This is a genomic window from Terrabacter sp. Soil811 (assembly GCF_001429655.1).
Taxonomy (GTDB): Bacteria; Actinomycetota; Actinomycetes; order Actinomycetales; family Dermatophilaceae; genus Terrabacter.
Genome location: NZ_LMSX01000011.1, coordinates 175,210 through 197,320, shown reverse-complemented (window position 1 = coordinate 197,320; position 22,111 = coordinate 175,210). Strand labels below are relative to the sequence as shown.

Annotated in this window: 23 protein-coding genes; 16 read left to right on the top strand and 7 right to left on the bottom strand. The window is 71.6% G+C overall.

Going from position 1 to position 22,111, the window contains the following annotated elements; genetic code table 11:
• Positions 1 to 102: 102 nt before the first annotated feature.
• Positions 103 to 1,749 carry a potassium-transporting ATPase subunit KdpA gene (gene kdpA / locus ASH01_RS19965; RefSeq protein WP_056780238.1) on the bottom strand — a complete coding sequence of 549 codons (1,647 nt, stop codon included), beginning with the start codon at positions 1,747 to 1,749 and terminating at the stop codon, positions 103 to 105.
• Positions 1,749 to 1,835, bottom strand: a complete 87-nt coding sequence (gene kdpF, locus ASH01_RS24090) for a K(+)-transporting ATPase subunit F (RefSeq protein WP_082620024.1) — start codon at positions 1,833 to 1,835, stop codon at positions 1,749 to 1,751. Before kdpF ends, kdpA begins: the two co-directional genes overlap by 1 nt.
• Before the next feature lie 101 nt (positions 1,836 to 1,936).
• Here kdpF and ASH01_RS19960 point away from each other — a divergent pair, with 101 nt between their 5' ends.
• Positions 1,937 to 2,683, top strand: coding sequence for an ion channel (locus ASH01_RS19960; RefSeq protein ID WP_056780235.1), 747 nt, complete (start codon positions 1,937 to 1,939; stop codon positions 2,681 to 2,683).
• A gap of 53 nt (positions 2,684 to 2,736) precedes the next feature.
• Here ASH01_RS19960 and ASH01_RS19955 read toward each other — a convergent pair whose 3' ends face one another.
• Complete coding sequence (locus tag ASH01_RS19955; RefSeq protein ID WP_082620023.1) at positions 2,737 to 3,957, bottom strand: dipeptidase; 1,221 nt, start codon at positions 3,955 to 3,957, stop codon at positions 2,737 to 2,739.
• 28 nt (positions 3,958 to 3,985) lie between these two features.
• On the opposite strand from ASH01_RS19955, the gene rimO reads away from it, so the two are divergent.
• From rimO to ASH01_RS19925, 6 genes are all read left to right on the top strand, one after another.
• Positions 3,986 to 5,458: a 30S ribosomal protein S12 methylthiotransferase RimO gene (gene rimO, locus ASH01_RS19950; protein WP_056780232.1), complete on the top strand. Its 1,473-nt coding sequence runs from the start codon at positions 3,986 to 3,988 to the stop codon at positions 5,456 to 5,458.
• A complete protein-coding gene (pgsA, locus tag ASH01_RS19945; protein ID WP_056780230.1) occupies positions 5,455 to 6,171 on the top strand; it encodes a CDP-diacylglycerol--glycerol-3-phosphate 3-phosphatidyltransferase in 717 nt (238 codons plus the stop codon). The genes rimO and pgsA overlap by 4 nt, the downstream gene beginning before the upstream one ends.
• Position 6,172: 1 nt before the next feature.
• Positions 6,173 to 6,679: a CinA family protein gene (locus tag ASH01_RS19940; protein WP_082620022.1), complete on the top strand. Its 507-nt coding sequence runs from the start codon at positions 6,173 to 6,175 to the stop codon at positions 6,677 to 6,679.
• A gap of 89 nt (positions 6,680 to 6,768) precedes the next feature.
• A complete protein-coding gene (locus ASH01_RS19935) occupies positions 6,769 to 7,071 on the top strand; it encodes a helix-turn-helix domain-containing protein (protein ID WP_056780226.1) in 303 nt (100 codons plus the stop codon).
• Between the two features lie 17 nt (positions 7,072 to 7,088).
• Positions 7,089 to 8,084, top strand: coding sequence for a serine hydrolase (locus ASH01_RS19930; RefSeq protein ID WP_056780223.1), 996 nt, complete (start codon positions 7,089 to 7,091; stop codon positions 8,082 to 8,084).
• The gene (locus tag ASH01_RS19925; protein ID WP_056780219.1) at positions 8,081 to 9,187 is read left to right on the top strand and encodes a dipeptide epimerase; all 1,107 of its coding nucleotides are present in this window, start codon (positions 8,081 to 8,083) and stop codon (positions 9,185 to 9,187) included. The genes ASH01_RS19930 and ASH01_RS19925 overlap by 4 nt, the downstream gene beginning before the upstream one ends.
• Positions 9,188 to 9,253: 66 nt before the next feature.
• Here the strand turns inward: ASH01_RS19925 and ASH01_RS19920 are convergent, their stop codons facing one another.
• Positions 9,254 to 10,882, bottom strand: coding sequence for a DUF3352 domain-containing protein (locus ASH01_RS19920; RefSeq protein WP_056780216.1), 1,629 nt, complete (start codon positions 10,880 to 10,882; stop codon positions 9,254 to 9,256).
• 156 nt (positions 10,883 to 11,038) lie between these two features.
• Between ASH01_RS19920 and ASH01_RS19915 the strand changes: the two genes are divergently transcribed.
• From ASH01_RS19915 to ASH01_RS19900, 4 genes are all read left to right on the top strand, one after another.
• Positions 11,039 to 11,287: a DUF3046 domain-containing protein gene (locus ASH01_RS19915; RefSeq protein WP_082620036.1), complete on the top strand. Its 249-nt coding sequence runs from the start codon at positions 11,039 to 11,041 to the stop codon at positions 11,285 to 11,287.
• Positions 11,287 to 11,835, top strand: coding sequence for an O-acetyl-ADP-ribose deacetylase (locus tag ASH01_RS19910; RefSeq protein WP_056780211.1), 549 nt, complete (start codon positions 11,287 to 11,289; stop codon positions 11,833 to 11,835). Before ASH01_RS19915 ends, ASH01_RS19910 begins: the two co-directional genes overlap by 1 nt.
• A 219-nt stretch (positions 11,836 to 12,054) precedes the next feature.
• Positions 12,055 to 13,104, top strand: coding sequence for a recombinase RecA (gene recA / locus ASH01_RS19905; protein WP_028785358.1), 1,050 nt, complete (start codon positions 12,055 to 12,057; stop codon positions 13,102 to 13,104).
• Positions 13,105 to 13,481: 377 nt separating this feature from the next.
• Positions 13,482 to 14,024, top strand: coding sequence for a regulatory protein RecX (locus ASH01_RS19900; RefSeq protein ID WP_056780209.1), 543 nt, complete (start codon positions 13,482 to 13,484; stop codon positions 14,022 to 14,024).
• Between the two features lie 98 nt (positions 14,025 to 14,122).
• On the opposite strand, the gene ASH01_RS19895 is transcribed toward ASH01_RS19900, so the two are convergent.
• A complete protein-coding gene (locus ASH01_RS19895) occupies positions 14,123 to 14,728 on the bottom strand; it encodes a YceI family protein (RefSeq protein ID WP_056780206.1) in 606 nt (201 codons plus the stop codon).
• A 203-nt stretch (positions 14,729 to 14,931) separates the two neighbouring features.
• Between ASH01_RS19895 and miaB the strand changes: the two genes are divergently transcribed.
• Genes miaB through dapF form a run of 4 tightly spaced genes read left to right on the top strand, consistent with a single transcriptional unit; the run spans position 14,932 to position 19,021 of the window.
• Positions 14,932 to 16,497, top strand: a complete 1,566-nt coding sequence (miaB, locus tag ASH01_RS19890) for a tRNA (N6-isopentenyl adenosine(37)-C2)-methylthiotransferase MiaB (protein WP_056780202.1) — start codon at positions 14,932 to 14,934, stop codon at positions 16,495 to 16,497.
• Between the two features lie 42 nt (positions 16,498 to 16,539).
• Positions 16,540 to 17,154, top strand: a complete 615-nt coding sequence (def, locus tag ASH01_RS19885) for a peptide deformylase (protein ID WP_056780200.1) — start codon at positions 16,540 to 16,542, stop codon at positions 17,152 to 17,154.
• 48 nt (positions 17,155 to 17,202) lie between these two features.
• Complete coding sequence (gene miaA / locus ASH01_RS19880; protein WP_056780197.1) at positions 17,203 to 18,168, top strand: tRNA (adenosine(37)-N6)-dimethylallyltransferase MiaA; 966 nt, start codon at positions 17,203 to 17,205, stop codon at positions 18,166 to 18,168.
• Between the two features lies 1 nt (position 18,169).
• Positions 18,170 to 19,021, top strand: coding sequence for a diaminopimelate epimerase (gene dapF / locus ASH01_RS19875; protein ID WP_056780194.1), 852 nt, complete (start codon positions 18,170 to 18,172; stop codon positions 19,019 to 19,021).
• Between the two features lie 51 nt (positions 19,022 to 19,072).
• Here dapF and ASH01_RS19870 read toward each other — a convergent pair whose 3' ends face one another.
• Positions 19,073 to 19,822, bottom strand: a complete 750-nt coding sequence (locus ASH01_RS19870) for a nucleotidyltransferase domain-containing protein (RefSeq protein ID WP_056780190.1) — start codon at positions 19,820 to 19,822, stop codon at positions 19,073 to 19,075.
• A 1-nt stretch (position 19,823) separates the two neighbouring features.
• Positions 19,824 to 20,435, bottom strand: a complete 612-nt coding sequence (locus tag ASH01_RS19865; RefSeq protein WP_056780187.1) for a class I SAM-dependent methyltransferase — start codon at positions 20,433 to 20,435, stop codon at positions 19,824 to 19,826.
• 121 nt (positions 20,436 to 20,556) lie between these two features.
• Here ASH01_RS19865 and hflX point away from each other — a divergent pair, with 121 nt between their 5' ends.
• A complete protein-coding gene (gene hflX / locus ASH01_RS19860) occupies positions 20,557 to 22,062 on the top strand; it encodes a GTPase HflX (protein ID WP_082620021.1) in 1,506 nt (501 codons plus the stop codon).
• Positions 22,063 to 22,111 lie beyond the last annotated feature (49 nt).

Sequence of the window (22,111 nt, the reverse complement as noted above, 5' to 3'; positions counted from 1 at the left end):
CGCTGCCGGAGCCGCCGCGCCGGTGGGCCGAGCCGCCGTGGGCGCCGGGGGCGCGCGGGTCGGTGGTGTCGGGGGACGACGGGGTCGTCGTCGGGGACGGGGTCATGACAGTGCCTCCGCGAGGGGACCGAGGGCCAGGGCAGGGAAGAACGTGAGTCCGGTGACGATGATCGCCACCCCGACGAAGAGGCCCGCGAACGTGGGTGTGTGGGTGGGAAGGGTGCCAGCGTTGGCTGGCCGACGTCGTTGCGCCACCAGGGAACCGGCAAGGGCCAGCACGAGGACGATCGGCACGAAGCGGCCGAGGAACATGCACAGGGCGAGGGTGAGGTTCGTGTACGGCGTGTCGGCCGAGAAGCCGGCGAACGCGCTGCCGTTGTTGTTGGCGGCCGAGGCGTAGGCGTACATCACCTCAGTGAGCCCGTGCGGGCCGCTCGCGAGCATCTGCGACGACACCAGGGGCGCCACCATGCCGATCCCCGTGAAGACGAGCACGAGGGCCGGCATGACGAGCAGGGCCAGCGCGACCAGCGTGATCTCGCGCCGACCGATCTGCTTGCCGAGCAGCTCGGGCGTGCGCCCGACCATGAGCCCGGAGATGAACACGGTCAGCATCGCGAGGAGCAAGGCGCCGTAGAGTCCCGACCCGACACCGCCGGGGGAGACCTCGCCGAGGAGCATGTGGACGAGCGCACCGCCTCCACCGAGGGGGCTGTAGCTCTCGTGCATCGAGTTGACGGCGCCGGTCGAGGTGCCGGTGGTGCTCGCCGCGAAGAGGGCGGACGGCCAGACGCCGAAACGCACCTCCTTGCCCTCGAGTCCGCCGAGCGGGCCGCTCGCCGCGCTCACCTCGGCCCACGTCACGGCCGCGACCATGAGGCCCCAGAGCGTCGCCATGAAGCCGAGCACTGCCCAGCCCTGCCGCCGGTCGCCGACGAGGATGCCGTAGGTCCGCGGCAGGGAGAACGGGATGACGAGCAGCAGGAAGATCTCGACGAGGTTCGTGATGGCGTTCGGGTTCTCGAAGGGGTGGGCGGAGTTGGCGTTGAAGTAGCCGCCGCCGTTCGTGCCGAGCTCCTTGATCGCCTCCTGCGACGCGACGAGGCCGCCCTGGACGACCTGCGACCCGCCGGAGAGCGTCGTGACCTCCGTCGGCGCCGTGAGGTTCTGGATGACGCCGCCGAGCAGCAGGACGACGGCCCCGACGACGGCGAGGGGCAGCAGGACACGCAGCGACCCACGCACGAGGTCGACCCAGAAGTTGCCGATCTCGGCCCCGCTCGAACGGGCGAGGCCGCGCACGAGCGCCACGGCCACCGCCAGCCCCACCGCCGGCGAGACGAAGTTCTGGACGGTCAGCCCGAGCGTCTGGACGAGCGGCGACGTGCCCGACTCCCCGGCATACGACTGCCAGTTGGTGTTCGTCACGAACGAGACGGCCGTGTTGAGAGCGGTGTCGAGGTTCATCGACGCACCGCGGGCGAACGGCAGGAAGCCCTGCAGGGCGATGAGCGCGAAGAGCAGGACGACGCCGACGACGGAGAAGCCGAGGACAGCGACGGCATACGTGCTCCAGCGCTGCTCGGACGCGGGGTCGACGCGGCACAGGCGGTAGACGAGGCGCTCCACGCGCCAGTCCCGGGTGTCGGTGAAGACGCGTGCCATCCACGACCCGAGTGGCACGTGGACGGCGGCGAGCGCGGCGACGAGGACGGCGATCGTGAGCAGCCCGCTGACGGTGTCGCTCATCAGAACCGGTCCGGGTGGAGCAGGACGTGGACGAGGTACACCAGCACGGCGACGCCGACCACGAGCAGGAGGATGGAGGTGAACATGACTCCTTCCTAGGGTCGCCCGCCGGGCGCCCTGCAGCCGTTGACCGCGCGCTGACGGCTCTTGACGCGTTCTTGACGGGCCCGCCACTAGAGTCCGAGTCGTGAGTGCGTCGCTGGAGCTCTGGCCGTCATCGCCCCGTCGCGCCGGGCCGCCTTCACGGCTCGACCAGCTGCGGCGCAAGGTCAACGAGCTGCCGTGCGCCCTGCTCCTCTTCGTCCAGCTGGGTGCGCTGTTGGCCTACCCCTTCGTCGAGACCGCGACCCTCGGTGACTACCGCGAGGCGGGACGCGCGGTCTTCGGCCTCATCGGCCTGCTCGTGCTCTTCCTCGCCGTGCGCGCGGTGCGGGCGACCCCGGCGCTGACGTGGGTCGCCGTCGTGCTGGGCGGGCCGGTGGTCCTGCTCACCGTGGCCGAGGCCGTGTGGCCCGACAACAGCCCGATCGCCTTCTGGAGCGCCCTGCTGCACGCGCTCTTCTACTTCTACACGGGCTACGGCCTGCTGCGGTACATGTTCGCCGACAACTGGGTGACCCGTGACGAGCTCTACGCCACGGGCGCGACGTTCACCGTCGTCGCCTGGGGCTTCGCCTACCTCTACGTCGCCGTGCAGTTCATCTGGCCGAACTCGTTCACCATCTACGGCGAGACCCTGCCGGGGGTGCGCACCTGGTACGAGCTGCTCTACCTCTCGATCACGACGATGACCTCGACCGGCCTCTCCGACATCTACGCGGTGACCCCGCACGCGCGGTCGTTCGTGCTGCTCCAGCAGATCGCCGGCATGCTCTACGTCGCGCTCGTCGTCGCCCGCCTCGTCGGGCTCACCATCGCCCGATTCCGTCAGTAGCGGGCTGCGCCCACCGAGGGCGTATGCCGTGTGCCCGGGTCGGGCTCAGCTGCTCAGCGGGTGCCGTCGAGCTCGGCGAACGTCCTGAGGCTCGGGGTGCGGGTCGTCTGGAGGTCGCGGGCCACGGCCTCGACGTCGCGCATGACGCGCAGCGTGTTGCCGCGGACGAGCTGCGCGACCTCGGCCTCGGACCACGACCGTGCGAGCAGGGCCGCGACGAGCCGCGGGTAGCCGCTGACGTCCTCGAGCCCGACCGGGAAGGTGTCGGTGCCGTCGTAGTCTCCGCCGATGCCGATGTGGTCGATGCCGGCAACCTCGCGGACGTGCTCGAGGTGGGCGACGACCTGCTCGACCGTCGCGTCGGGCTTGGGGTGCTCACGCTGCCACCCGGCGGTGAACCGGCCGAACGCCTCCCAGTCACGCGCCTCGACGCCGACCTCCGCCGCGGCGGCGGCGGCCTCGACGCGCCAGGCGGCGGTCGCGGGCGAGACGAACTCGGGGACGAAGGTCACCATGCACACGCCGCCGTTGGCGGGCAGCGCGCCGAGCACGTCGTCAGGCACGTTGCGGGGGGTGTCGCACAGGGCCAGCGCCGAGGAGTGGCTGAAGATGACCGGTGCGTCGGTGGTCTCGAGCGCGTCCCGCATCGTCGTCGCGGCGACGTGGCTGAGGTCGACCATCATCCCGAGGCGGTTCATCTCGCGCACGACCTCGCGGCCGAACTCGCTGAGGCCGCCGACGACGGGCACGTCAGTGGCCGAGTCGGCCCACGGCGTGTTGTCGTTGTGCGTCAGCGTCAGGTAGCGCACGCCGAGGACGTGGAGCATCCGCAGGGTCCCGAGCGAGCAGCCGATGGAGTGTCCGCCCTCGGCGCCGAGGAGCGACGCGACGCGGCCCGTCGCGGTGGCAGCCTCCACCTCGTCCGCGGTGCGGGCGAGCGCCAGCCGGTCGGCATACGACCCGATCATCCGGTGCACGCCGTCGACCTGCTCGAGCGTCGCCGTGACGGCCGAGTCGCCCTGGAGGGTGCTCGGCACGAAGACCGACCAGAACTGCGCGCCGACCCCGCCCTCGGTGAGGCGGGGCAGGTCGGTCTGCGTCGTCGTGAGGCGGCCGGAGATGTCGAGGGCCTCGAAGTCGTAGCCGGTCTGCTCGCGCGCCTCCCAGGGGAGGTCGTTGTGGCCGTCGACGAGGGGGTGCGCCCGCAGCAGGTCGCGTGCCCTCGTGAGCAGGTCGTCGTGGCCGTGTGGGGCGGTTCCGAGCATGTCGGCCATTGAACACCCCGGCATCTAGAGTGGACGCATGACCCCTCCCCACCCGAGCGCCGACAAGAGCGTCGCACTCGTCACCCTCGGGTGCACGCGCAACGAGGTCGACTCCGAGGAGCTGGCCGGTCGGCTGCTCGCGGAGGGATGGCGTCTCGTCGACGACGCGTCCGAGGCCGATGTCGCCGTCGTCAACACGTGCGGCTTCGTCGAGCAGGCCAAGAAGGACTCCATCGACGCGCTGCTCGAGGCCTCCGACCTCAAGGGCGAGGGCGGCCGCACGCAGAAGGTCGTCGCCGTCGGCTGCCTCGCCGAGCGCTACGGCAAGGAGCTCGCCGACCAGCTGCCCGAGGCCGACGCCGTGCTCGGCTTCGACTCCTACCGCGACATGAGCACGCACCTGCAGACGATCCTCGCGGGTGGACACGTCGAGAGCCACACGCCGGGCGACCGCCGCACGCTGCTCCCGCTGACCCCGGTCGAGCGCCAGCAGGGCTCCGCGTCCGTCGCGCTGCCGGGCCACGGTGACCCCCGCCCCGACCTCGACGACGACGTGCCGACCCCCGCCTCCGGTCCCCGGGTCATCCGCGCGCGCCTCGACGGTCGTCCGTGGGCGCCGCTCAAGATCGCCTCGGGCTGTGACCGTCGCTGCTCGTTCTGCGCCATCCCGATGTTCCGTGGCGCGTTCCTGTCGCGCCGTCCCGCCGACATCGTCGCCGAGGGCCGCTGGCTCGCCGAGCAGGGCGTCAAGGAGCTCTTCCTCGTCTCCGAGAACTCCACGAGCTACGGCAAGGACCTCGGCGACCTCGCCCTGCTCGAGAAGCTGCTGCCCGAGCTGACCGCGATCGAGGGCATCGAGCGCGTCCGCGTCTCCTACCTCCAACCGGCCGAGATCCGGCCCGGCCTGCTGCGCGCCATGGCCGACACCCCCGGCGTCGTGCCCTACTACGACATCTCCTTCCAGCACGCGTCCGAGCCGCTCCTGCGCTCGATGCGCCGGTTCGGCTCGCGCGAGGCCTTCCTCGAGCTCCTCGGGCGGGTGCGTGCCGACGCACCCGAGGCCGGCATCCGCTGCAACGTCATCGTCGGCTTCCCGGGCGAGACCGAGGCCGACCTCGACGAGCTCGAGGCCTTCCTCACGGAGGCCCGTCTCGACGTCGTCGGCGTCTTCGGCTACTCCGACGAGGACGGCACCGAGGCCGAGGGGTATGTCGGCAAGCTGGCTCCCGAGGTCGTCGCCGAGCGTCTCGACCGTTTCACGCGTCTCGTCGAGGAGCTCAACGCGCAGCGCGCCGAGGAGCGGGTCGGCGACCACGTCGAGGTGCTCGTGGAGGAGATCGACGACGAGGACGGCTCGGTCGTCGGCCGAGCCGCGTTCCAGGGTCCCGACGTCGACGGCGTCACCATCGTGCGCGTCCTCGGCGACGCCCCGGCGCCGCAGGTCGGCGATCTCGTGCGGGCCGTCGTCGTCGGCACCGAGGGGATCGACCTCGTCGCGGAGCCGCGATGACCCCGCAGACCTTCCACCGGGGGGAGGGTCCCGCGCCCCGCCCCACCGACTGGAACCTGCCGAACGCCCTGACGGTGCTCCGGTTCCTCCTCGTGCCCGTCTACGGCGTGCTCCTCTTCCTGGACGGCGGCGGCGACCCCTGGTGGCGCTTCTGGGCGTGGGTCGTCTTCGCGCTCGCCGCGGTGACCGACGGCATCGACGGCAAGCTGGCCCGCCGCCGGGGCGAGATCACGAACTTCGGCAAGGTCGCCGACCCGATCGCCGACAAGGCGCTGACGGGCACCGCCTTCATCGGGCTGTCGGTGCTCGGTGTCGTCTGGTGGTGGGTCACCGTCGTCATCCTCGTGCGCGAGATCGGCATCACCGTGCTGCGCTTCGTCGTCATCCGGCACGGCGTCATGCCGGCCGGCCGTGGCGGCAAGCTCAAGACGATGCTCCAGACGCTGTCGCTCGGGGCCCTGACCTTCCCGCTCTGGGTGCTCCCGTTCGGCAGCGCGTGGTTGCTCGTGGCCTACGTCGTGCTCGGGGCGGCGCTCGTCATGACCGTGGTCAGCGGCATCGACTACGTCTTCAAGGCGGCACGGCTGCGCGAGACGAGTGAGCGCACGCTGGCCCGGCGGGCCGCCCGCGCCGCCGCCCGGGAGGCGAGGTCCGAGACGCCGGACGGGTCCACCGGCGACCCGGCGCCACCCCGGACGGCGAAGCGGGACTGACGTGGACGACGTGTCCGAGGCGCCGGGGGCACGTCTCGTGGCCCGGCTGACCGAGGCACGCGAGACCGTGGCCTGTGCCGAGTCGCTGACCGCGGGGCTCGTCGCCGCCACCGTGGCCGACACCCCCGGCGCGTCCGTGGTGCTGCTCGGTGGGGTCGTCGCGTATGCCGCCGCGGTGAAGACGGCGCTGCTCGACGTGCCTGCCGAGCTCGTCGCACGGGTGGGCACCGTCGACCCCGAGGTGGCCGCCCTCATGGCCGAGGGCGTACGCCGTCGGCTCGGCTCCACGTGGGGCCTCGCGACGACCGGTGTGGCCGGCCCGGGACCGTCGGAGGGCAAGCCCGCGGGCACCGTCCACGTGGCAGTCTCCGGCCCGTCGGGAACAGTGACGCGTGCCCTGGAGTTGAACGGGACCAGGGCCCAGATCCGGTCGGCCACCGTCGACGCGGTGCTCCGGCTCGCGGTGGAGGAGACGGGCGCCACGCGCCAAACACCTGCGCCGCCGTAGGGCCCTCGGGGTACGGTAGGGCTGTCGGGTCACCCCGACGACGGCACGGCACCCGAACGCACGACACCAGCGACCTGAAGGAGGACGACATGACGACACTGCTGCGGCGCGAGCTCGGCGACGTCCTCCGTGAGCGCCGACGCGCCCAGGGCCGCACCCTCCGTGAGGTCTCCGCGACGGCCTCCGTCTCCCTCGGCTACCTCAGCGAGGTCGAGCGCGGCGAGAAGGAAGCCTCGTCCGAGCTGCTCGCCTCGATCTGCGGGGCGCTGGCCCTGCCGTTGTCGCAGGTCCTCATCGACGTGTCCAACCGGATGGCCGAGAGCGAGGGCCTCGCCCCGACCGTCTCGCTGCCCGTCCCGTCGGGCGACGTGGTGTCCGCCTCCGCTGCCTGATCGTCTACCGTGCTGGGGTGCCCAGCCCCTTCTCGGACCTCGACTCACGACTGGACCGGGCCGTCTCGGCCTCGGACCCCTCGGAAGCCACGAACCCCACGAACCCCTCGGACCCTGACGCGACGGTGTCGGTGTGGCTGGGAGACCTCGACGGACGGCCCCGCTACGAGCACGACGCGTTCGCGCCGCACTACGCCGCGTCCACGATGAAGCTCCCGCTCGTCATCGCGGCCTTCCGCCGCGTCGTGCGCGGCGAGCTCGACCTCGACGCGCCGGTCGCGGTGACCGGCACCTTCGCCTCGGTGCTCGACGGCTCCCCGTTCGACCTCGACGAGGCCGAGGACCAGGACCCGCAGACCTGGGCGGCGCTCGGCGGCACCCGCACGCTGGGAGAGCTGGCGGAGCAGGCCATCACCCACTCGAGCAACATCGCGACCAACCTGCTCGTCGACGTCGTCGGTCTCGACGAGGTCGCCGAGGTGCTGCGCATCGTCGGCTGCTCGCCGGCCACCGTGGTCGGGCGCGGCATCGAGGACGCCGTGGCCCGTCGAGCCGGCATCACCAACACCGTGACCGCCGCCGACCTCGGGCTCGTCATGGCCGCGGTCGGGCGCCGCGAGCCCGCGCTCGGTGGCGACGAGGTGCTGGCGCCCGTCGAGGCGATGCTGGCCCGGCAGGAGCACGTCGACCAGGCGCCGGCGGGCCTGCCCCCGGGCACCCCGACTGCGAGCAAGTCAGGCTGGATCCCGGGCGTCTCCCACGACGTCGCGCTCGTGCGGCCGGTGGGCGAGGAGCCGTTCGTCATCGCCGTCTGCACGACGATCGACCTCGACGAGACGGAGGCCGCCGTCTTCGTTGCCGGCATCGCCCGGGACGTCTGGCGTGCCGAGCACCCGACCGACGACCCGACCGACGACCCGACCGACGACCCGACCGAGCCCGTGACCGAGTCCGTGACCGAGTCCGTGACCGACCTCGCGGCGCAGCCGGGGTCCGAGGGGGAGCAGGCATGACGACCGTCGCGCGGGTCACGACGACGACCTCGTCCGTGCGGCTCCACACCCCGTTCGTCACGGCCCTGCGCCGCACCGAGACCACCGACACCGTCGTCGCGACGATCACCGACAGCGACGGCCGCACGGGTTGGGGCGAGGCGCCCCAGGTGTGGCAGGTGACGGGGGAGTCGCTCGCGAGCGCCACGGCGTGCATCGAGCAGATGCTCGCGCCTGCCGTCACGGGCCACCGGCTCGACGACCGCAGCGACCTCGCCGCTGCCGCTGCCGTCGTCCAGAGGTCCGTCGCCCGCAACTTCGGTGCCAAGGCCGCGGTCGACGCGGCCCTGCACGACCTCGTCGCCCAGGCGGAGGGCACGTCGGTGGCGGCGCTGCTCGCGACCCGGCCCGACGGCATACGCGAGGTGCTGACGACCGACGTCACCCTGTCGGCAGGTGCGGCTGACGCCCTCGCCGCCACGGCGCGCGCGCGCGTCTCCGACGGCTTCCGCACCCTGAAGATGAAGGTGGGCACCGACGCGAGCACCGATGTGCAGCGCGTCGCGGCGGTGCGCGACGCCGTCGGACCCGACGTCGGCATCCGGCTCGACGCCAACCAGGGGTGGACGCGCGAGGAGGCCGTCCAGGTCATCCGCGCACTCGAGGTCGCCGACCTCGGGGTCGAGTTCGTCGAGCAGCCGGTCGTGGCCGACGACGTCGAGGGCCTGGCCTGGGTGCGGGAGCGGGTCGGGCTGCCGGTCATGGCCGACGAGTCGTGCTACGGGCCCTACGACCTCGAACGGATCATCCGGCTCGGCGCGGCGGACCTCGTCAACGTCAAGCTCGCCAAGTGCGGATCGCTCACCGTGGGCCGCGACATGCTGCGCCGCGCCCACGACGTCGGCCTGCGCACCATCGTGGGCTCGATGATGGAGAGCCACGTCGGGGTCGGGGCCGCGGCAGCGCTCGTGGCTGCCGAACCGACGACCGAGGTGAGTGACCTCGACGCCGCATGGTGGTCGGTCACGTCACCCGTCGTGGGTGGAATCGCCTACTCGGGCAACCAGATCCGTGTGCCGATGACCGGCGGTCTCGGGATCAGCGGGTTCGTCCACCACGACTGACCCACCGCACACCGCACGCACGAAGGGCCCCGCCGGAGCGGGGCCCTTCGTGCGTGCGAGGTGGTGTCAGTCGCCCAGGACGCGCAACGTGAACGAGCCTTCACCGTTGCCGGTGTTGGTGGCGGTGAAGCCCACGGCACGCAGCGACTCGAGGAAGGACTTGGCCTCGCCGTGGACGTCGCCCTTGACGATGGCGTCGACCTTGTCGAGGTCGACGAAGAGCGTCGCCGTCGCGTTGCTGACGTCACCGACCGCGACCTTGAAGGTGTCGCTGTCGCCGAGCTTGCCGCCCGACTTGAGGTCGTCGGCGTAGTCGGGCGTCGTCGCCACGAAGACCTTGTCGCCCTCGACCTTGTGGGTCAGCACGTCGCCGCCGACGCCGACCGACTCCATGAGTCGGCCGACGAGCTCGTCGGCGCGCTTGGCGTCGCTCGAGACGACCTTGGCCCCGAGGACCGGAACGTCGCTCTTGAGGTCCTGCTCGGGCATGGCCAGGGTGAAGGAGCGGCCGAGCAGCACCTTGAGGTCGTCGGGCAGCTTGATGCCGAGCTGCTGCTCGACCATGCCGATCGGGTCGGACTCACCGTCGGCGGCGGCGAGGCTCTCGATCTGCTTCTTCAGCTGGGGCCACGCCGAGTCGAGCATCTGGTCGGCGCCGGAGACGTTGAAGGCAGCCATCGTGTTGGCCGGCAGCGAGGCCACCTCGCTGCCGTCGCCCTTGACGGACTTCGTCGCGTCGGCGCCGCGCACGACGCCGGCCATCTCGACGTAGTCGGCGTCGAAGCGCACCGCCGTCGCGAAGCGTCCCTTGGCCGAGGCCAGGGCCGTCGCGTCCATGCCGGTCGTGCCGCTGAACTTCTGGATCTCCTTCAGTCCCGTGCCCATGTCGAACCAGGCCGACAGGATGCCCTGCTCGCCGAGGGCCGCCATGTCGGCGGTGAAGTCGGCGTTCTGCGCGAGCGTGCCCTTGGCGGCAGCCGCGAGGGTGGCGTCGCCCACGCCGGGCGGCGTGACGATGGCGTAGCCGTCCTTCATCCGCAGCTCGGTGTCGGACCCGCCCTTGTCGCAGGCGAACAGCTTGGTCAGGGTGTCCTTGGCCGCGGACTCGTCCTTGACCTGGATCGCGATGGCGACGTTGGGCGCGTCCGCGGTGCCACCGGGACGGATCGCGGCGCCGACCCGGTCACCGAGCCAGGGCGCGATGTCCGTGTCGTAGCTGAACCTGGCGACGCAGTCGTTGCTCGCGTCCTTCGAGGCGAGCTGCCACAGCTGCTTGCGGGGGTCGTCGGCACCGAGCGTGTCCTTGACCTGGGGCAGCTTGCCCAAGAAGCGCACGGCGGCGATCTTCTGGCCGGCGGACGGGTCGATGTCGAGACGGACGTAGGCGTAGGCGTCGCCGGGCAGCACGTCAGCGGGCTGCGAACCGCCGCCGCTCAGCGTCTGGAAGGCGAAGGCGCCGGCGCCACCGAGGACGAGGGCGGTGACGACGCCACCGACGAGCAGACCCGTGCGCTTGCGGCCCCCGGACGTCGGCGGCTGCGGGTCGTCGGAGAGGGTGACCTCGCCGGGAACGGTCTCGGCCGCTCCGGCGGGCGTCGGGTAGGTGTAGGGCTGGCTCGCCCCGTGCGTGGGCTCGGTGGGCTCGGTGGGCTCGGTGGGCTCGGTGGGCTCGGTGGGCTCGGTGGGCTCGGTCATGGTGTGCTCCCCTGAAGAGTTCGGTGCGTCCTGCGGTTGCGCGCGGGACGAGAGGACGATACCGGCAGCGCCGGACGTCCGCGGCCGGTTGCGATAACGCTCCGACGACGGATTCGCGCGGAACGGTTCCGGTGCTCCGGGTGGCACACTGCAGTGGTGCGGATCAGCCACTTCTGGACCTTGATGGACGACGAGTTCGGCGCGGCGTATGCCGGGTCGCTCGCCCGTGACCACGTGCTGGGTGCGCTCGGCAACCGCACCGTCGTGCAGGCCCTCGCCGATGGCGAGGCGCCGCGTGCGGTGTGGGAAGCGCTGTGCGTCGACATGGACGTGCCACCGGAGCGACGTCTCGGACGTGACACCCGTGTCGCCCGGGGAGCCCAGGGCGGTCAGGCCGGTCGCTGATGCCGGCGTCGCTCGACCCCGGTCTGTCGCGGATCACGCTGCGGCACGGCGACATCACGAGCGACGCCTCGGCCGACGCCATCGTCAATGCCGCGAACCGGTCCCTGCTGGGCGGCGGCGGTGTCGACGGGGCGATCCACCGGGCAGCGGGGCCGGCTCTGCTCGCCGAGTGCCGGCTGCTCGGCGGGTGCGACACCGGCGACGCGAAGATCACCGGCGCCGGTCGGCTGCCCGTGCGGCACGTCATCCACACGGTCGGCCCGGTCTGGCGCGGGGGAGGTGACGGTGAGCCGGAGCTCCTGGCGAGCTGCTACGTGCGGTCGGTCGAGGTCGCCGACGCCGCCGACTGCGCGGTGCTCGCCTTCCCCGCCGTGTCGTGCGGGGTCTACGGCTACCCGCTCGACGCGGCGGCGGTGGTGTCGCTCGAGGCGCTGGCGGGAGCGCTCACGGTGCACGGCGGGGTGCGCGAGGCGCGGTTCTGGCTCTTCTCCGACACGGCCTACGCCGCGTTCGACCGGGCGCTGACGCGGCTGAGAGCGACACGCTGACCCGGGATCGGCGTGTCGTACGGACTTCGAACACCTGTTCGGTAGTGTTCTCCACAGGTCCTGCGCCACCACCCGCATCGTCCACAGGCCGTCTCGTGGATCCTCCCGATGTCGGCGCCGGCACCTAGCGTCTGACCCGACAGCGGACCTCGCAGCACGAGGCCGTGGCCCGGGTCGAAGGTAGACGACCGCAACGCAGACGGCAGATAGGTGACCGACATGGCTTCGGTGCAGGAAAAGGACAAGGACAAGGCCCTCTCCTCGGTGATGGGCCAGATCGAGAAGAGCTACGGCAAGGGTGCGGTGATGCGCCTCGGCGACGACATCCGTCCGCCCATCGAGGTGATCCCCACCGGATCGATCGCCCTCGACGTCGCTCTCGGCATCGGCGGTCTGCCGCGCGGACGCGTCGTCGAGATCTACGGCCCGGAGTCCTCGGGCAAGACGACCGTCGCGCTCCACGCGGTCGCCAACGCGCAGAAGGCCGGTGGCATCGCGGCGTTCATCGACGCCGAGCACGCGCTCGACCCGGACTACGCGAAGAAGCTCGGTGTCGACACCGACGCCCTGCTCGTGTCGCAGCCCGACACGGGCGAGCAGGCGCTCGAGATCGCCGACATGCTGATCCGCTCGGGTGCCATCGACATCATCGTCATCGACTCCGTGGCGGCCCTCGTGCCGCGCGCCGAGATCGAGGGTGAGATGGGCGACAGCCACGTGGGCCTGCAGGCGCGACTCATGAGCCAGGCGCTGCGCAAGCTCACCGGCGCCCTCAACAACACCGGCACCACGGCGATCTTCATCAACCAGCTCCGCGAGAAGATCGGCGTCATGTTCGGCTCGCCCGAGACGACGACCGGTGGCAAGGCGCTGAAGTTCTACGCCTCGGTCCGCCTCGACGTGCGTCGCATCGAGACCCTCAAGGACGGCACCGAGCCGGTCGGCAACCGCACCCGCGTCAAGGTCGTCAAGAACAAGGTCTCCCCGCCGTTCAAGCAGGCCGAGTTCGACATCCTCTACGGCCACGGCATCTCGCGTGAGGGCGGCCTCATCGACATGGGCGTCGAGCACGGCTTCGTCCGCAAGGCCGGTGCCTGGTACACCTATGACGGCGACCAGCTCGGCCAGGGCAAGGAGAACGCCCGCAACTTCCTCAAGGACAACCCCGACCTCGCCGACGAGATCGAGAAGAAGGTCAAGGAGAAGCTCGGCGTCGGGCCGCGCGTCGACCAGCCCGCCGAGGTCTCGGACGTGCCTGTCGACTTCTGATCATGGGTCTCTCCGAACAGGAGACCGCACGGGACCGTCTGGCTCGCGCCGCGGCCGCCCTGGCTGAGGCCGAGGGGGTGGCCGGGGTGCGAGCCGGCGGTGCGTCGGCGGAAGGCTCGGATGCAGGTTCGGGGGAGTCGGCGGCCGAGGCCGGTGCGAGCCGGTCCGTACTGCCGTGGTCCGTGCCCGTCCGCGCCGAGCCGACCGGGCATGAGAGCGCGCGGCCCGCGAGCACACGCATGACCCGATCCGACGGGTCGAGCCCGTCGGGAGGGTCCCGCGGCGGCGGGCGTTCGGGCCGGTCGGGCGGTGCCAGCGGCTCCGGCCGTCAGGGGCGCCGGTCTGCCAAACCGCGCTCCGGCTGGGGTTCCGCTGACGTGGGGGAGCGACCCGACTGGGCGCCCCCGCCGGAGGACGTCGAGACGGCCGTGCCCGAGGCCGATGCCGAGTCGGTGGCACGCGCGATCGTCCTGCGACAGCTGAGCATGGCGCCGCGCAGCCGTGCCCAGCTCGAGAAGAAGCTGCGCCAGCGCGGCTGCGAGGACGACGTGGCGGCAAAGGTCCTCGACCGGATGGCCGAGGTCGGTCTCATCGACGACGAGGCGTACGCCCAGATGCTCGTCCGCTCGAAGCAGTCGGACAAGGGCCTGGCCCGGCGCGCGCTCGCGCACGAGCTGCGCAAGCAGGGCATCGACCAGGAGATCGCCGACGAGGCGCTCGGTCAGGTGGGTGCCGGGGACGAGAGGCTTCGGGCCGAGCAGCTCGTGGCCAAGAAGCTGCGCTCGATGCGCGGGTTGGCTCCCGAGGTCCAGACCCGACGTCTGGCCGGGCTGCTCGCTCGCAAGGGCTACTCGGGGGAGGTCGCGTGGCCGATCATCCGCGACGCGGTCGACGGGCTGCCCGAGCACCGTCGTGACTGAGGAGCGTCGCGGTGCTCACGGCATGCCCTCCGGACACCACGAGGGGGTGAGGACCGTGTGGTCCTCACCCCCTTGGGTGTGCTGTGGTGCGGTGCTGCTCAGACCTCGGCGGGCACGTTGGCGATCGCGGAGACGTCGAACTCGAGCTTGACCTTCTCGCTGACGAGAACGCCACCGGTCTCGAGGGCCGCGTTGAAGGAGAGGTTCCACTCGGTGCGGTCGATGGTGACGTCACCCTCGAAGCCGACGCGCGTGTTGCCGAACGGGTCCTTGGCCGAGCCGGTCTCCTCGAAGGGGATCGTCACGGACTTGGTGACACCGTTGATGGTCAGGTCGCCGGTGATGTCCCACTCGGCGCCGTCGCGCTCGACGTTCGTCGAGACGAACGTGATCTGCGGGTAGGTGGCGATGTCGAAGAAGTCAGGGGTCTTGAGGTGACCGTCGCGCTGCTCGTTGCCCGTGGTGACGCTGGCGGCCTGGATCGTCACGGTGACCGAGGAGTTCGCCGGCGTCACGGTGTCGACGTGGGCCGAGCCCTCGAACTCGTCGAAGTGGCCGCGGACCTTCGTGACCATCGCGTGGCGGGCGGAGAAGCCGATGCGCGTGTGGCTCGGGTCGATGGTGTAGTCGCCGGAGATGTTCTCGACAGCGACCGAGGGGGTCTCGGAGACGGTCTCGTCCTTGGTGCGGTTGAACAGGCCCATGATGTGTCCTTCGGAGTAGGTTATTGAATCTTCAACAACTATGATTCACCCAAGTTGTTGAACTGTCAAGCAATGGGGTCAACAGGTCCACCGTCGCCCCTATTCCTTCGTCTCGCGCGCTGGGATCGAGGCCGGACCAGAGCGTCGACGGCGCCCGGCCGTGGGAGCGCGCTGCACGACGTACCCTTGTCGGTGCCATGACAATGCAGAACTTCGCGCCCACGCCCGAGGCCGCCACGACCGCGCCCGCCGGCTCGCCCCGCACCTACGACGTCCGCACCCACGGGTGCCAGATGAACGTCCACGACAGCGAGCGACTCGCCGGGCTGCTCGAGACGGCGGGCTACGTCGACCTCGCGAGCCTGCCGACCGGGGAGCGGCCGGAGGTCGCCGACGTCGTCGTCTTCAACACGTGCGCCGTGCGCGAGAACGCCGACAACAAGCTGTACGGCAACCTCGGTCAGCTGCGCCCGGCGAAGCAGAAGAACCCCGACATGCAGATCGCGGTCGGCGGCTGCATGGCCCAGAAGGACCGTGGCACCATCGTCCAGCGCGCGCCGTGGGTCGACGTCGTCTTCGGCACCCACAACATCGGGTCGTTGCCCGCCCTGCTCGACCGGGCGGCCCACAACAAGCGCGCCGAGGTCGAGATCCTCGAGAGCCTCGAGGTCTTCCCCTCGACCCTGCCGACCCGTCGGGACTCGGCCTACAGCGCCTGGGTCTCCATCTCGGTCGGCTGCAACAACACGTGCACCTTCTGCATCGTGCCGAGCCTGCGCGGCAAGGAGCAGGACCGTCGCCCCGGCGAGATCCTCGCCGAGATCGAGGCGCTCGTGGCCCAGGGCGTCGTCGAGGTGACCCTGCTCGGCCAGAACGTCAACACCTACGGCGTGGAGTTCGGCGACCGCCTCGCCTTCGGCAAGCTGCTGCGTGCCTGCGGCGAGATCGAGGGCCTCGAGCGCGTCCGCTTCACGAGCCCGCACCCGGCTGCTTTCACCGAGGACGTCATCCTCGCGATGGCCGAGACGCCCAACGTGATGCCCAGCCTGCACATGCCGCTCCAGTCCGGCTCGGACAAGGTGCTCAAGGACATGCGCCGTTCCTACCGGAGCACGAAGTTCCTCGGGATCATCGAGACCGTCCGCCAGCACATCCCGGACGCGGCGATCACGACCGACATCATCGTCGGCTTCCCCGGCGAGACCGAGGAGGACTTCCAGGGCACGCTCGACGTCGTCCGCGAGTCACGCTTCTCCAGCGCCTTCACCTTCCAGTACTCCATCCGGCCCGGCACCCCCGCTGCGACGATGGATGACCAGGTCCCCAAGGCCGTCGTGCAGGAGCGCTTCGAGCGACTCATCGCCCTGCAGGAGGAGCTCAGCTGGGCCGGCAACCGCGCCGTCGAGGGCCGTGAGGTCGAGGTGCTCGTCGCGCCGTCGGAGGGTCGCAAGGACGTCGAGACGAAGCGGCTGTCAGGGCGGGCCCGCGACAACCGGCTCGTCCACTTCGCCGTTCCCGAGGGCGCTGAGGTGCCCCGCCCCGGCGACATGGTCACCGTGAAGGTCACGTACGGCGCGCCGCACCACCTCGTGGCCGACTCGGGCCTCGAGGGCGGGACGTATGCCGTCCGGCGCACCCCCGGGGGTGACGCCTGGGCGGCGCTCCAGGACGCGCCGCAAGGCACGGGCAAGCCGGCCGTGAGCCTCGGCATGCCGTCCATCGGTCGACCGGCCGTCACCCCGGTGGCGTCGGGCTGCTCTGTCGTCTGAGCCGATTCGGGTCAGCGCGTCCCCACGTGCTTGACTTGGTGCATGAGTGTGCGCCCCATCGTCATCACCGGTGAGCCCGTCCTGCACCGGGCCGCCGCCCTCGTCACGGACTTCGACGACGAGCTCCGCACCCTCGTCGAGGACATGTACGAGACGAACGTCGCGGCCAACGGCGTCGGGCTCGCGGCACCCCAGATCGGCGTCGGGCTGCGGGTGTTCATCTGGAAGATGGCCAACGAGGACGGCGTCCCGGAGCAGGGACACGTCATCAACCCGACGGTGACCACCTCGAAGATCCCGCAGGAGCGCCCGAACCCCGACGAGGAGACCGAGGGCTGCCTCTCCGTGCCCGGTGAGGCCTTCCCGCTCAAGCGCGCCGACCGCGCCCACGTCATCGGTTTCGACATCGACGGCAACCGCGTCGAGTTCGACGCCTCCGGCTGGTTCGCCCGGTGCATGCAGCACGAGTACGACCACCTCAACGGCACGCTCTACGTCGACCGTCTCGACGACCGCCAGTCCAAGAAGGCCCGCAAGGCCGTCAAGCGCAACGGGTGGGGCAAGCCCGGCAGCTCGTGGCACCCGGGCGTCGACAAGGACCCCTTCGGTCACGACGAGGACGAGGTCGACGAGTACGCCGACGACCTCATCGGCTGAGCGCGCGCCCCTCGTGACGGACCCGCCCGGCCTCCGGTCCCGTACGCCGTGACGCCCGAGAACGCGCCGACGGTCGGTGCGCCCGTGGTCGCGGTCGTCGGGCCGACGGCGACGGGCAAGTCCGACCTGGCCCTCGACCTCGCCGCGCGGCTCGGTGGTGAGATCGTCAACGCCGACGCCATGCAGTTCTACCGCGGCATGGACATCGGCACGGCCAAGCTCCCCGCCGCCGAGCGGCGCGGCATCGCCCACCACCAGCTCGACGTCCTCGACGTGACCGAGGAGGCCAGCGTCGCCGGCTACCAGGCGGCGGCCCGCGTCGACATCGCCGCGATCCGCGGGCGGGGCCACCGGCCGCTCCTCGTCGGCGGTTCGGGGCTCTACGTCCGAGCCGCCCTCGACCGGCTCGAGATCCCGCCCACCGACGCCGCCGTGCGCGGGCGCCTCGAGGCCGAGGCCGAGGTGGTCGGTGGTGACGCGATGCACGCGCGGCTGCTCGCTCTCGACCCACGGGCCGCCGCCGCGATCCTGCCCGGCAACCGCCGACGGGTCATCCGGGCCCTCGAGGTCATCGAGCTCACCGGCCGCCCGTTCAGTGCGTCGATGCCCACGCGTGAGTTCGTCTCTCCGGCAGTGGTCCTGGGCCTCCGCGTCGACCGTGACGTCCTCGTGGAACGCATCGAGCGGCGTGTCGAGCGCATGTGGGAGGCGGGGCTGCGTGATGAGACCGAGGCCCTGCTCGCCGTGGGTCTGCGCGACGGCGTCACCGCGAGTCGGGCCATCGGCTACAGCCAGGCCATCGCCGTCGTCGACGGCGCCCTCGACGAGGCCACGGCGCGCAGCGACACGGCCCAGGCGACGCGCCGCTACGCCCGCCGGCAGGAGTCGTGGTTCCGGCCCGACCCCCGAATCGTGTGGCTCGATGCCACCGACCCGGACCTGCTCGACCGGGCCCTCGCGGCGGTTCGTGAGGCGGATGCGCGGGTGCGCGACGGCATACCGGAGAATGACTGACATGACGCGCTTCACCAAGGGCCACGGCACCGAGAATGACTTCGTCCTCGTCCCCGACCTCGAGGGCTCGCTCGAGCTCACCCCCGCCCAGGTGCAGCGCATCGCCGACCGGCACGCCGGCCTCGGGGCCGACGGCGTCATCAGGGTCGTGCGCACGGCGCTGTCGACCGACGAGGCCGTCCGCGCCCAGTCGCGCGAGGCCGAGTGGTTCATGGACTACCGCAACGCCGACGGTTCGCTGGCGGAGATGTGCGGCAACGGCACGCGCGTCTTCGCCGAGTACCTCCGCCGGGAGGGGCTCGCCTTCGGCTCGACGTTCAGCATCGCCACGCGTGCCGGTGTCAAGACGGTGCGCGTCGTCGAGCAGGGGTATGCCGTCGACCTTGGTCCGTGGCGTCTCGGCGACGAGGAGGGTGCCCGCCGCGACGGCTTCGACGTCATGGTGAAGCCGCGCCACGGCAAGCCCGTGCCGGCGCTGACCCTCGACCTCGGCAACCCGCACGCGGTCGTCATGCTGCCCGAGGGCATCGCCCTCGAGAACCTCGACCTCGGTGAGGCGCCCGAGCTGCATCCGGAGCCGGCCGACGGGTCCAACGTCGAGTTCGTCCGAGCCGTCGGACCCGGTCACATCGCCATGCGCGTCCACGAGCGTGGGGTCGGCGAGACCCGGTCGTGCGGCACGGGCGCTGCTGCGGCCGCCCTTGCGACGCGCTTCTGGTCCGGGGTGGAGGACCTGAGCCCGTGGACGGTCGACGTGCCGGGTGGGCGCCTCACCGTCACGCCCCTGGCCGGCCAGCGGGTCGAGCTCGCAGGACCCGCGGTGCTCGTCGCCGACGGGGACTTCCCGCTCTGACGACCGTCGGCTCCCGTTCGGGTGGTGGCGGCAGCCACCCGGGGCTCGGGATCAGGTCGAACCGGGAGCCGGTGGCGCAGCAGGGTCGGTGCCGGAGAGCCTGAAGCCCTCGAACAGCGGACCGCCATGGCGGGCCAGCACGTCGTCGGCGAAGGCGAGCAGCAGCGACACGTCGCCGGCAGCCGCCGTGACGAGCGCCTTCTCGTGCCTCTCCCGCCAAGAGGTGTTCTCGCGCTCGTCGAAGTCGGCCAGCTCGCGCGCCACCCACTTGCCGCGGCCCCACCAGTGAGCCGATCCGTGCAGGAGCAGGTGGGCGGCCTCGTCGGCGAGCAGCACGGCGCAGACGAGCCGCTCGTGGGCGTCGTGCGCGTGGGTCACGTCGTCGAGCAGGTCGGTGACGGCATACCTCATCGTGGCGAGGTCGTCGCCGGTGAGCCGGGGAGGTCCCGCGGCGAGCAGCTGCTGCGCCGTCCGCTGCCACTGGGCACCGGACCCGTCGCTGTCGAGGAGGACGACCGAGCTTCCGAGCAGCCGCACCATGGTGGGCCGCCCGCCGGCGACGTCGCGCCGCACGTAGTGGCCGAGCGACGTCTCGGTGTGCACGAAGAGCTCGACCGGCCAGTCGCGGAAGCGCCGCGCATCGCGGTACGGCGCTGGTGGCCCGGGCAGGAGCACGGTCACGTCGAGGTCGGAGCCCGGGGTGGCGGAGCCGAGGACGACGCTCCCGCCGAGCCACGCAGCCCGCGCCTCGGGGAACCAGTGCGCCACGAGGGCACGCGCGTCGTCGACGGCCCCGTCCATGTCAGGAACGGCGCACCTCGAGGATCCGGAAGGCCTTGGCGGACGACAGGCGGGTGCACCTGAGGCCCCAGTCCTGCTCGGTGATCCACCGCTGGAGCGAGTCGGAGCCGAGGTGCTTCTGGACGACGAGGTGCGCGACGCCGTCGTCGGCCAGGCGTGGGAGCCACCGCTCGAGCAGGGCGTGGAGGGCGGCCTTGCCGACGTGGATCGGCGGGTTGGACCAGATCGTCGTGAAGCGCACGTCGTCGGGCACGTCGTCCGGCTCGCAGAAGGTCGTGTTGTCGACCCCCACCGCCGCGGCGTTGGTCCGCGCCAGGTCGAGCGACCGGCGGTTGACGTCGACACCCCAGACCCTGGAGCCGGGGGAGCGGAGCGCGAGCGTCAGGGAGATCGGGCCCCAGCCGCAGCCGACGTCGAGCAGGTCGCCGGTCGGGCTCGGGTCGGGAGCGCCCTGGAGCAGCACGGCCGTGCCCGGGTCGAGGCGGTCGGGGGAGTAGACGCCGCGGGCCGTCGTCAGCGTGTACCGGTGCCCGTCGAGGGTGACCTCGATGGTGCGACGCTCCTCCGGGGTGGCCGGCTCGGCGGTGAAGTAGTGGTCGGTCGGCTCGCTCATCACGGTCACCGTATCGGCCCCGGCCCGTCGTCCGCGGCACCCAACCCGCCGTGCCCTGCACGCCGGTTCGGGCACAAACGAGTGGCTCGTGGCGTTCTAGGGGTGGGACCATAGGGAGAACATGACGAGCAACCACACGAACCACCCCAGCGACACCGACCGCGCCGTGCAGCGGGAGCGCACACTCTTCGCCACCCGCGCCGACGCGCTGGCCGAGGAGCTCCACGAGACCGACGAGACGGCATACCCGCTCTACGACGGCGACCAGCTCGACCGCGAGGAGCGCGCCGCGCTCCGCCGCGTCCAGGGCCTCTCGACCGAGCTCGAGGACATCACCGAGGTCGAGTACCGCCAGCTGCGCCTCGAGCGGGTCGTGCTGGCCGGTGTCTGGACCGAGGGCACCGCCGACGACGCCGAGAACTCCATCCGTGAGCTCGCGGCGCTCGCCGAGACCGCCGGCTCGACCGTGCTCGAGGGCGTCGTCCAGCGTCGTCAGAAGCCCGACCCGGCGACCTGGCTCGGCAAGGGCAAGGCGATCGAGCTGCGCGACATCGTCGTCGAGGAGGGCGCCGACACCGTCATCTGCGACGGCGAGCTGGCCCCGAGCCAGCGGCGCGCCCTCGAGGACGTCGTCAAGGTCAAGGTCATCGACCGCACGGCGCTCATCCTCGACATCTTCGCCCAGCACGCCAAGAGCCGTGAGGGCCGCGCCCAGGTCGAGCTGGCCCAGCTCCAGTACCTCCTGCCGCGCCTGCGTGGCTGGGGCGAGTCGATGTCCCGTCAGGCTGGTGGCCGGGTCGCCGGCGGTGAGGGCATCGGCTCGCGTGGACCCGGTGAGACGAAGATCGAGCTCGACCGCCGTCGCATCAACACGAAGATCGCCAAGCTGCGCCGCGACATCAAGGGCATGAAGACGAGCCGAGACACCCGTCGCCACTCGCGCCGCGCCGGCGGCGTTCCGTCCGTCGCGATCGCCGGCTACACCAACGCCGGCAAGAGCTCGCTGCTCAACCGCCTCACCGGCGCCGGCGTCCTCGTCGAGAACCAGCTCTTCGCGACCCTCGACCCGACGGTGCGCCGCACCGAGACCGAGGACGGTCGCGTCTACACGCTCGCCGACACGGTCGGCTTCGTGCGCAGCCTGCCCCACCAGCTCGTCGAGGCGTTCCGCTCGACGCTCGAGGAGGTCGGCGACTCCGACCTGCTCCTGCACGTCGTCGACGGCTCGCACCCCGACCCCGAGGGCCAGATCTCGGCCGTGCGCGAGGTGCTCGCGGAGGTCGGAGGCGACCAGATCAAGGAGATCATCGTCGTCAACAAGGCCGACATCGCCGACCCGGAGGTGCTCGACCGGCTGCGCCGCCACGAGAAGCACTGCATCACGGTGTCGGCGCGCACCGGCGCCGGGCTCGACGAGCTGCGCGCGCTCATCGACCACGAGCTGCCCAAGCCCGACATCGAGGTCGAGGTGCTCGTGCCCTACGAGCGCGGCGACCTCATCTCGCGCCTCCACGAGGAGGGCGAGATCCTCGAGAGCGAGCACGTGGCCGAAGGGACCCGGCTGCGCGCCAAGGTCACGCCCAGCATGGAGCCCGACCTCGCGGCCTACGCCGTCGTCGCCAGCTGACGGACACCGCCGAAGGGCCCCTCACCGGGCCCTTCGGCATGTCGGTGCC